Source organism: Alkalicoccus saliphilus (assembly GCF_003044065.1).
In the GTDB taxonomy this organism is placed as follows: Bacteria; Bacillota; Bacilli; order Bacillales; family Salisediminibacteriaceae; genus Alkalicoccus; species Alkalicoccus saliphilus.
This window is the reverse complement of the sequence record NZ_PZJJ01000059.1, coordinates 1-9,783: the sequence shown is the minus strand read 5'-3', so window position 1 is coordinate 9,783 and position 9,783 is coordinate 1. Positions and strand designations below refer to the sequence as shown.

Annotated in this window: 12 protein-coding genes; 11 read left to right on the top strand and 1 reads right to left on the bottom strand. The window is 48.6% G+C overall.

All coding sequences use genetic code 11. The features are described from left to right. The first annotated feature begins 446 nt into the window (after positions 1-446). From wecB to C6Y45_RS16870, 11 genes are all read left to right on the top strand, one after another. A complete protein-coding gene (gene wecB / locus C6Y45_RS16920; protein ID WP_218017834.1) occupies positions 447-1,601 on the top strand; it encodes a non-hydrolyzing UDP-N-acetylglucosamine 2-epimerase in 1,155 nt (384 codons plus the stop codon). Positions 1,602-2,163: 562 nt separating this feature from the next. Continuing rightward, complete coding sequence (locus C6Y45_RS16915; RefSeq protein ID WP_107586403.1) at positions 2,164-2,403, top strand: AtpZ/AtpI family protein; 240 nt, start codon at positions 2,164-2,166, stop codon at positions 2,401-2,403. Then, complete coding sequence (locus C6Y45_RS16910) at positions 2,400-2,771, top strand: ATP synthase subunit I (RefSeq protein WP_160058484.1); 372 nt, start codon at positions 2,400-2,402, stop codon at positions 2,769-2,771. The genes C6Y45_RS16915 and C6Y45_RS16910 overlap by 4 nt, the downstream gene beginning before the upstream one ends. Before the next feature lie 59 nt (positions 2,772-2,830). Continuing rightward, entirely contained in the window at positions 2,831-3,556 is a 726-nt protein-coding gene (atpB, locus tag C6Y45_RS16905; protein WP_107586401.1) for a F0F1 ATP synthase subunit A, read from the top strand. Positions 3,557-3,636: 80 nt separating this feature from the next. Then, positions 3,637-3,864 carry a F0F1 ATP synthase subunit C gene (atpE, locus tag C6Y45_RS16900; protein ID WP_107586400.1) on the top strand — a complete coding sequence of 76 codons (228 nt, stop codon included), beginning with the start codon at positions 3,637-3,639 and terminating at the stop codon, positions 3,862-3,864. A 128-nt stretch (positions 3,865-3,992) separates the two neighbouring features. Beyond that, positions 3,993-4,490 (top strand): F0F1 ATP synthase subunit B, encoded by a 498-nt coding sequence (atpF, locus tag C6Y45_RS16895; protein ID WP_107586399.1) that lies wholly within the window; start codon positions 3,993-3,995, stop codon positions 4,488-4,490. Next, complete coding sequence (locus C6Y45_RS16890; RefSeq protein WP_107586398.1) at positions 4,487-5,038, top strand: F0F1 ATP synthase subunit delta; 552 nt, start codon at positions 4,487-4,489, stop codon at positions 5,036-5,038. The genes atpF and C6Y45_RS16890 overlap by 4 nt, the downstream gene beginning before the upstream one ends. Positions 5,039-5,049: 11 nt before the next feature. Then, positions 5,050-6,555: a F0F1 ATP synthase subunit alpha gene (gene atpA / locus C6Y45_RS16885; protein WP_107586397.1), complete on the top strand. Its 1,506-nt coding sequence runs from the start codon at positions 5,050-5,052 to the stop codon at positions 6,553-6,555. Positions 6,556-6,617: 62 nt separating this feature from the next. Continuing rightward, positions 6,618-7,502 carry an ATP synthase F1 subunit gamma gene (gene atpG, locus C6Y45_RS16880; RefSeq protein ID WP_107586396.1) on the top strand — a complete coding sequence of 295 codons (885 nt, stop codon included), beginning with the start codon at positions 6,618-6,620 and terminating at the stop codon, positions 7,500-7,502. Between the two features lie 26 nt (positions 7,503-7,528). Further along, a complete protein-coding gene (gene atpD / locus C6Y45_RS16875; RefSeq protein ID WP_107586395.1) occupies positions 7,529-8,941 on the top strand; it encodes a F0F1 ATP synthase subunit beta in 1,413 nt (470 codons plus the stop codon). A gap of 121 nt (positions 8,942-9,062) precedes the next feature. Continuing rightward, positions 9,063-9,464 (top strand): F0F1 ATP synthase subunit epsilon, encoded by a 402-nt coding sequence (locus C6Y45_RS16870; protein WP_107586394.1) that lies wholly within the window; start codon positions 9,063-9,065, stop codon positions 9,462-9,464. Positions 9,465-9,573: 109 nt separating this feature from the next. On the opposite strand, the gene C6Y45_RS17905 is transcribed toward C6Y45_RS16870, so the two are convergent. Next, the coding region (locus C6Y45_RS17905) for a hypothetical protein (protein ID WP_218017833.1) at positions 9,574-9,783 on the bottom strand (210 nt) is incomplete at its 5' end.

The window sequence follows — 9,783 nt, the reverse complement described above, 5'->3', positions numbered from 1 at the left end:
AGAGATAGCCCCTTCTATCAGGGCGCAGGCCGGCTGATGGCACGAAGGCCTGCAGGAGTAGGAAAAACAGGCGGAGCGAGGGAAAAAAGTTGATAGACTTTTGTCTACTTTATTGACAGAGGCACAAATTCTACCAAACCCCGTCAATTCTACCAACCCTCTCTGTTTTTCTCCCAACTTTCTACGGAATACTGCCAGTTTCCAGAACCACCGTCCTCCTTATAATGGCTTTGTGCAGAAGAAACCCGCTTCTGAATTATATTATGATCTTTTGAAGTGGTTAAGGGTGCCCTTCCACCAAATAAAGTTTCAGTGATTGAAAGGTACTTTTATATGGGGAGTTTTTTGGAAAGGAGCTTATGTAAGCGGGAATATCTGGTACAATAAAACAAAGTGAAATATTTTTGGAAAAGGAAGTGAACAGCTTGGCAGAACGCAAAAAAATTATGACGATCTTCGGCACCCGGCCGGAAGCGATTAAAATGTGTCCGCTCGTGCTTGAGCTTAATAAACGGGAAGATTTAGAATCTATTGTTACCGTGACAGGACAGCACCGGGAAATGCTTGATCAGGTGCTCGGCATTTTTGGGGTTATACCGGATGAGGACTTAAATATTATGCAGGAGCGTCAGACGCTAACCGATGTGACAACCCGGGCGTTAGAAGGTTTGGATGAAGTAATGAAAAGAATTAAACCTGACATGGTACTTGTACACGGAGACACTACGACAACTTTTGTAGCCAGCCTTGCTGCTTTTTATAATCAGATAGCTGTAGGTCATGTGGAAGCGGGACTTCGCACGTGGGATAAGTATTCTCCCTTCCCTGAAGAGATGAACCGGCAGTTGACGGGTGTTATCAGCGATCTTCACTTTGCCCCGACCGAGAAAGCTGCACAGAACCTTTTGAACGAAAATAAAAGGGAAGAAGGGCTCTTTATTACTGGTAATACAGCTATTGATGCGCTTAAGTCCACCGTAGTGGATGATTATCAGAGCGACGTGCTGCAGAAAATTGGGGATGACCGATTGATATTAGTAACGGCCCACCGCCGTGAAAATCTTGGTCAGCCGATGCGTAATATGTTCCAGGCTATCAAGCGCATCGTTGATGAAAATGATGATGTTCAGGTTGTTTATCCTGTACATCTCAATCCTGCTGTACGGGAACTTGCTGACGAAATTCTCGGAAATGATAATAGAATTAAACTTATCGAACCTCTTGGGGTGCGGGACTTTCACAACTTCGCCTCCCGGGCGCATATTATTTTGACAGATTCCGGCGGAGTACAGGAAGAAGCACCTTCGCTTGGTGTGCCGGTACTCGTGCTGCGCAATACGACAGAACGTCCGGAAGGGGTTGATGCGGGGACGCTGAAACTTGCTGGTACGGATGAAGAAGATATTTATAACTATGCTTCCGAACTGCTTCACGACACAAAAGCGTACGAGGAAATGTCCAGAGCTTCAAATCCATATGGAGACGGAGAAGCCTCCAAAAGAATTGTGGAAGCTATCCGCTATTTCTACGGCATACGTTCGAGTCGTCCGGAATCGTTCCAACCGCTTTCTACTAACGTTTCTTCCCCCGGAGAAAGATAACAAAGCTCTTCCCTGAGGTGACTGCAGATAAATAAAACGCGTACAACCGACGAAGTATTTCTGAAAAACGTTCGTGGACATATTTTTACCGAAAAGGCAATACGTCACCCCCGGGGCGTGCTGCCTTTCTTTTATGCTTTATAGAAAACACTCCTCCACGCGTGTTCCTGTTTTTCCAGTGCAGGCAGCGGAGGATTTAAAAGAAAAAGCTTAACACCAGACAGATGAACCCCCTGTTGTATAGCAGGGAATAACTGTGTCTGCAGAAATTTGGAATAAGTTCCCATGCTGCTTGAAAAAGTGACATTTTTCACAAAAAGTTCATATTTAATTTTTTGTAAATATAACAGACATTTTTCACAATCTTATGTATAATAGGGGGCGTGAAAGAGGGAGAAAAAAGCCGGAATACGCCCGGGAAGGGAAAATGCTCCAGGCATTAAAATGACTGCTGTACAGCCTTTGTTTCCGTTTTCATCGTATTGACACGACCATAGTCGTGTTGTACGATTACAGAGGATATCGGGTGCAGGGCCTGAATGGAAGCAAGGAGTCATACGATATGCCAAAAAAGCCAGAGCAGTCACCTTACCGGCCAGTAATGAAAGCTTTTGCGCTGATGACGACAATTTCTTCCTATATTATAGGGGCGATTTTGTTCGGAGTTTTTGGAGGCAGATGGCTGGATCAGTATTTCGGAACCAGCGGAGCCGTACTCGTGATCACACTGCTTGCATCACTCGTTGCAGGAATGTACGGAATTTACACCGCGGTGAAGAAGTTTACGGAGGAAGAGGAATGACATCAATGGAGGCACTGGCCAGGAGATATTCCATCTACATGGGCATCATAATTGTATTACTGCTTCTCGTGGCACTTATTACCTCGATGTCGACCTTTTTTGTGGGAATGGCTTTTGGGACCGCTTTCGGTCTCATAAACTTTGTAACTACATATTTTCAGGTGAAGCGGATTATGACGTCCTATACGACAAGAAAATACCGTTTTTCCATCGGTACACTCGGCCGTCTTCTTATCGTCCTGGTTGCACTGTTTATTGCTCAGGCTTTTCCCCAGTATTTCGATATGACTGGTGTGATTGCAGGTCTTGCAGTCATGTACGTCATCCTTCTAATTGATCCCATTTTCCAAATCAAGCATTTGCAGTAGCGCAGCTTTTCCCAGAACTGGAACTGTCTGTAATGCATCAAAGAGAGGTGAATTTACGATTGGATACTCAATTTTTAACGGTCGATTTATTCGGTATTCCGTGGATGACGGTCAATATTCCCAACCTCATTCTGATTACGGTTGCCATGGCCATTGTTTTCTTCGTCTGCTTCTTTATGGCAAGAAAAATTGAGATGTACCCGACCGGCGCACAGAACGCTCTCGAGTATTTAACTCAGTTTATTAAAAACGTCATCAGCAGTACGATGCCCTGGGATAAGGGGCAGAATTTCTTTATGTTGGGAATTACCCTGATTCTCTACATATTCGTCGCAAATATGATGGGGGTGCCGTTCGAGCTGGCAACGGCCGGAGATCACTATGTATGGTGGAACTCCCCGACTTCCAACGCAGTACTGACATTGTCTCTGGCACTGTTTATTATACTGCTCACTCATTTCTACGGCATTAAAATGAAAGGGTTTAAAGAATACGGGAAAGATTATTTCCGTCCCGTGGGATTTCTTGCCCCATTCAAACTCATTGAAGAGTTTTCCAACACGCTTACACTTGGTATGCGGCTCTTCGCCAACATCTACGCAAAGGAAGTTATTCTTCTGATGCTCGTTGGACTTGGTACTTCAAGTTTATTCTGGGTGTTTGGCGCATTTTTACCGCTCGTTGTATTCCAGGCATTCAGTGTCTTTATCGGGACGCTGCAGGCTTTCATTTTCTGTATGCTGACAATGGTTTACATGGCACACAAAGTTAACGAAGAACACTAGGATTTGTGAATAATAGCTCTTATTGGAGCGTATTCTTAATACATTTTAGAAATAAGATACTTTGAAGGAGGATTTTCAGCATGGATGTAGGTTTAATTGGTATTGGTATCGGTTTGGCAGCAGGTTTAGCAGCAATTGGCGGGGGTATCGGGGTAGCACTTGTTATCGCGAACACACTTCAGGGTGTTACACGTCAGCCTGAACTCCGCAGCTCTTTACAGACAATCATGTTCATTGGTGTACCACTAGTAGAGGCCCTTCCGATTTTCGCAATCGTTCTTTCCTTTCTACTGCTTGGTCAAATGTAACTACCACAATTTCAATGGCGGAGTTCGTGTTTATACATACTTCGCCATTCCTTATGTACGAAAGTGTATCCGGAGCATTCCGGATACGCTTTCCTTAACAGTAGTTCTGCACAAAGGAGGCGACCCTGTTGTTTGATATTACAGAAATTGAATGGATCAATGCGCTTTACCAGATAGCAGCATTTTTCGTTCTTTTATTACTATTAAAGAAATTTGCGTTCGGTCCTGTCATGAACATGATGGAAAAGCGCGAACGTCATATTGCAGATCAGATTTCTTCAGCGGAAAAAAACCGCGAAGAAGCAGAAGCATATCTTACTGAACAGCGTGAAGCGATTCAGGAAGCACGTATGGAAGCTAAAGACATTGTTGAAAACTCGAAAAAATCGAGTGAACAGCAGGCGGCGGACATCGTAAAAAGCGCCCGCGACGAAGCGGAGCGTCTCAAAGAAAACGCGAAACAGGAAATCAACACCGAAAAAGCACAGGCTATCTCCGCGCTTCGTGAGCAAGTTTCCACCCTTTCCGTACTTGTGGCAGCAAAAGTAATCGAAAAAGAGCTGGACGAGCAGGAGCAGGAAAAGCTCATTCAGGAGACGCTTAGAGAAGTTGGCGAGGAAGTATGAGAAAGCATCCAATAGGTTTTCGTTACGCAAAAGCGCTGTTTGATACAGCGAAGGAGCAGGGAACGTTAGACCAGACGCTTGAAGATCTAGGCACTGTGACACAGGTGATGGCAAGGACGAACCTTCTTGACGAAGTGTTCCGGCACCCGCGTATGACGGGAAGCCGCAAAAAGGAAATTGTCAAAAATGCATTTGCATCCAGCGTCGGCAGGCCGGTTCTGAACCTGCTGCAGCTTCTCATCGATAATAAGCGGGAGTATTTGTTTGCTGTTATTGCAGACAACTACAAGGCGCTTACATACGAAGAGAAGGGCATTGCCGAAGCAGTTGTTTCTTCAGCCAAGGAACTTTCCGAGGCGGAAAAAGAAGCCGTGGCAGATGTGTTTTCAAGACGCGCAGGCAAAACGACGCTGTATATTAATAATGTAGTGGATAAAGACCTTATTGGCGGACTGAGAGTCCGTGTTGGAGATACTGTGTATGATAGTACTGTCGCGAATCAACTCAAGCGCATTCATGAACGCATGATTGCCGGGAACAGTAGATAGGGGTGAACGATATGAGCATCAGAGCCGATGAAATCAGCTCGCTTTTAAAGCAGCAAATCGAAGGCTATGAAACGGAAATGGAAGTAAATGATGTCGGTACCGTCATCCGCATCGGGGACGGAATCGCCGTAGCTCACGGTCTGGAAAACGTTATGGCCGGGGAGCTTCTCGAATTCGCAAACGGTGTCATGGGTATGGCACAGAACCTGGAAGAAAACAGTGTAGGTATTATTATTCTTGGTCCTTTCACAGAAATCCGTGAAGGGGACGAAGTAAAACGTACAGGCCGCATCATGGAGGTGCCGGTAGGGGAGGAACTCCTCGGCCGTGTTGTTAACCCTCTTGGCCAGCCGCTCGACGGTAAAGGTGCAGTCGGCACAACGAAAACACGTCCAATCGAAAGCGGAGCTCCTGGTGTTATGGATCGTAAATCCGTACACGAGCCGCTTCAGACAGGCGTTAAAGCAATCGACGCTCTGATTCCGATCGGCCGCGGACAGCGTGAGCTGATCATCGGGGACCGTCAGACAGGTAAAACAGCGATTGCGATGGATACGATCATTAACCAGAAAGACGAGGACATGATTTGTATTTACGTTGCGATCGGTCAGAAAGAATCGACCGTAGCAGGCGTTGTAGAAACGCTCCGCCAGCACGGCGCGCTTGATTACACGATCGTTGTAACAGCAAGTGCTTCCCAGCCGGCACCGCTTCTTTACCTCGCGCCATACGCAGGGGTATCGATGGGTGAGGAGTTCATGTACAACGGCAAGCACGTGCTCGTTATTTATGATGACCTCACGAAGCAGGCATCTGCCTATCGTGAACTTTCCCTCCTTCTTCGCCGTCCTCCGGGCCGTGAAGCTTTCCCAGGGGACGTTTTCTATCTTCACTCACGCCTTCTTGAGCGTGCAGCGAAGCTTAGTGACGACAAAGGAGCCGGTTCACTGACCGCCCTTCCTTTCATTGAAACACAGGCAGGGGATATCGGAGCCTACATTCCAACAAACGTTATCTCGATCACGGACGGACAGATTTTCCTTCAGTCCAACCTCTTCTTCTCCGGCGTACGTCCGGCGGTCGATGCAGGTCTTTCTGTATCACGTGTTGGTGGTTCCGCCCAGATTAAAGCGATGAAAAAAGTAGCAGGTACGCTTCGTCTGGACCTTGCGTCCTACCGGGAGCTGGAAGCCTTCGCTCAGTTCGGTTCCGACCTCGACGCGTCCACAAAAGCCAAGCTTGACCGTGGTTCGCGTACGGTGGAAGTACTGAAGCAGGGTCTTAACCAGCCGCTTCCTGTTCAAAAGCAGGTATTTATTCTTTACGCTCTGACACGAGGTTTCCTCGATGACGTCAAAGTAGAAGATGTCCGCCGCTTTGAATCAGAACTTTATACATTCCTGGATCACAATAAATCAGAACTTCTTTCCAGCATCAAACAGTCCGGCAAGCTTGCAGACGAGGACGACATGAACGGTGCGATCGAAGAATTCAAAAAGAGTTTCCAGTCCAGCTAAGAACTTAAGATACAGGCAGGAGGCACGGGCCTCCTGCTTTCGGAGCAAAGGTGGTGAAGAACGTGGCGTCTCTTAAAGAGATTAAAACGCGGATTGGTTCCACGAAGAAAACGAAGCAGATTACCAAAGCAATGGAAATGGTATCCGCTGCGAAGCTGAACCGTGCCCAGGGAAGAGCAGAAGCTTTTCAGCCCTATACGCAGAAAATCCGCGAAGTAGTAACGAGTATCGCCCAGGGAACCGAGGACGTATCCCATCCCATGCTTCAGGAACGGGAAGAGATTAAGCGGACGGGCTATATCGTTATAACGTCCGACCGTGGTCTTTGTGGAGCCTACAACAGCGGGCTTCTCCGTGAAACCCACCGGCTGATCCAGGAGCGGCATAATTCCGAGGATGAATACGGAATTGTCGTGCTTGGTAAAGTCGGGCGGGATTTTTTCAAGAAGCGCGGAATGCCTGTTATGCAGGAAATTGTCGGCCTGAACGATCACCCGGAATACAGTGATATTAAAAATATTGCGGAAACGACCGTGCAGATGTTTGCCGATGAAGTGTTTGACGAAGTCTACCTTCACTACAACCACTTTATCAGCGCTATCAGCCAGCAGGTGACAGAAGCGAAGATCCTTCCGCTCACCGGGCTTGCCGAGGAAGCGAAAGAAGCGGATCAGAAGACGGAAGGCCGTCTCGACTATTTGTACGAGCCGGATCCGGCGACGATTCTCGAGCAGCTTCTTCCTCATTATGCAGAAACCTTGATTTACGGTTCCCTGCTTGATGCAAAAGCCAGTGAATTTGGAGCACGGATGTCTGCGATGCGTTCTGCAACAGATAACGCAGACAACCGCATAGAAGAACTGACACTCAGCTATAACCGTGCCCGCCAGGCAGCGATCACCCAGGAAATCAACGAAATCGTCGGCGGTGCCGCAGCACAAAGCTAGTAAGCAATGCCAGAGGAGGAAAGACGATGAACATAGGACGTATCACACAGGTTACTGGTCCGGTCGTAGACGTTCAGTTCGAACGCGGCCAGCTCCCTGAGATCTATAACGCCATTACAGTGACCAAAAAGGCTCAGCGCGAAGGGGAAGTAGACGTAGAAACGACCCTGGAAGTAGCGATCCACCTCGGTGACGACACGGTCCGTACAGTCGCGATGTCATCTACCGACGGCCTCGTCCGCGGGACAGAAGCAGTAGATGCAGGCAAGCCGATCTCCGTACCGGTAGGAGACGCAACGCTCGGACGCGTATTCAACGTGCTTGGTGAGAACATTGACCTTGACGAAGAAATCGCAGCCGACGTGCAGCGTGACCCGATTCACCGGGAAGCACCACCATACGACCAGCTGCAGACAGAAACTGAGATCCTGGAAACAGGAATCAAAGTAGTTGACCTGCTTGCCCCGTATGTAAAAGGTGGTAAAATCGGTCTCTTCGGCGGTGCCGGAGTAGGTAAAACCGTTCTTATCCAGGAACTGATCAACAACATCGCCCAGGAGCACGGCGGTATTTCCGTATTCGCCGGCGTAGGGGAGCGTACCCGGGAAGGGAACGACCTTTACTTTGAGATGAAAGACTCCGGGGTAATCACGAAAACAGCCATGGTATTCGGCCAGATGAACGAGCCGCCTGGTGCGCGTATGCGTGTAGCACTTACAGGTCTTACAATGGCAGAACACTTCCGTGACGAAAAAGGCGCAGACGTACTGCTCTTTATCGACAATATCTTCCGTTTCACACAGGCAGGTATGGAAGTATCCGCCCTTCTCGGACGTATGCCGTCCGCGGTAGGTTACCAGCCGACACTTTCTACAGAGATGGGTCAGCTGCAGGAGCGTATCACATCCACGAAGAAAGGTTCCGTAACGTCCATCCAGGCGATCTACGTACCGGCCGATGACTACACCGACCCGGCACCGGCGACAACGTTCGCCCACCTGGACGCGACAACGAACCTCGAGCGTAAGCTTTCCGAGATGGGTATTTACCCGGCGGTGGACCCGCTCGCTTCGACATCCCGCGCGCTTTCTCCGGAAATCGTAGGCGAAGAGCACTACGAAGTCGCACGGGAAGTACAGGTAACACTTCAGAAATACAGAGAGCTTCAGGATATCATCGCGATCCTCGGTATGGACGAGCTGTCGGAAGAAGACAAGCTGACGGTAAGCCGTGCGCGCCGTATTCAGTTCTTCCTTTCCCAGAACTTCCACGTAGCCGAGCAGTTTACGGGCCAGAAAGGCTCGTACGTACCGGTGAAGGAAACCATTCAGGGCTTCCGTCAGATTCTTGACGGTGAGCACGACGACGTACCGGAAGATGCCTTCCGACTCGTTGGACGTATTGAAGAAGTAACGGCGAAAGCCGAGCAGATGTCCTAACAGTTAGAAATTGGACAAGAACAAAAAGCGGGTGCGAAGCCCGCTTTTCATAAAGAAACAAAAAGTGATCCTTCTTCCGCACATGCGGAAGGACGCATCCTTTCGATAAGGAGGGTGACCGGTGAAGACGATGCAAACATATGTCGTCACACCTGACGGCACCGTTTTCGAAGGGCAGTCCCATATGGTCAGTGTTAAAACGATTTCCGGTGAACTCGGGATTCTCCCGGGCCACCTGCCTCTCGTCGCACCGCTTGCCATTGGCGCTATTCGAATTAAGCAGGAAGATCAGCTGCATCTCATTGCCTTAAGCGGCGGCTTCATGGAAGTGCGTCAAAATGAGGTAAACATACTCGCTGAATCCGCCGAACTGCCGTCAGATATCGACATTACACGTGCGCGCGCCGCCAAAGAGCGTGCCGAGCGCCGTTTAGAGCAGGCAAAACAGGAAAACATAGACTTCCACCGCGCAGAACTCGCCCTGAAACGGGCCGTAAACCGCCTGGAAGTTGCCCAGCAGTAAACAGGAGCCGTCTGACAAAAGTCAGGCGGTTTTTTATGTGGGAAATAGGAAGAACAGGGGCACGGATTGCGGTCGCAGTGGCGGGAGCGGTACGGTATGCGTGGCAATTCTACCAACCTGCGGCGGAATACTCCCAACTTTCTTCGGAATAGTTCCAACCCCTCTCCGGAATACTTCCAACTTCCATGAATATGAAGTTAGTATAAAAAGTAGACACGCCAAAGTGATAGAATACAGCTAACGAAAGCAACCGGAGGAGGAGAAGGGAATGGAGAAGGAGAAAAAACATTACGACAAAAGATTCCGGCGATATGTCGCG

Excerpts from the sequence above, each read along its gene's own strand:
- wecB (WP_218017834.1), top strand. The coding sequence starts at position 447 with ATGACGATCTTCGGCACCCGGCCGGAAGCGATTAAAATGTGTCCGCTC.
- C6Y45_RS16915 (WP_107586403.1), top strand. The coding sequence starts at position 2,164 with ATGCCAAAAAAGCCAGAGCAGTCACCTTACCGGCCAGTAATGAAAGCT.
- C6Y45_RS16910 (WP_160058484.1), top strand. The coding sequence starts at position 2,400 with ATGACATCAATGGAGGCACTGGCCAGGAGATATTCCATCTACATGGGC.
- atpE (WP_107586400.1), top strand. The coding sequence starts at position 3,637 with ATGGATGTAGGTTTAATTGGTATTGGTATCGGTTTGGCAGCAGGTTTA.
- C6Y45_RS16890 (WP_107586398.1), top strand. The coding sequence starts at position 4,487 with ATGAGAAAGCATCCAATAGGTTTTCGTTACGCAAAAGCGCTGTTTGAT.
- atpA (WP_107586397.1), top strand. The coding sequence starts at position 5,050 with ATGAGCATCAGAGCCGATGAAATCAGCTCGCTTTTAAAGCAGCAAATC.
- atpD (WP_107586395.1), top strand. The coding sequence starts at position 7,529 with ATGAACATAGGACGTATCACACAGGTTACTGGTCCGGTCGTAGACGTT.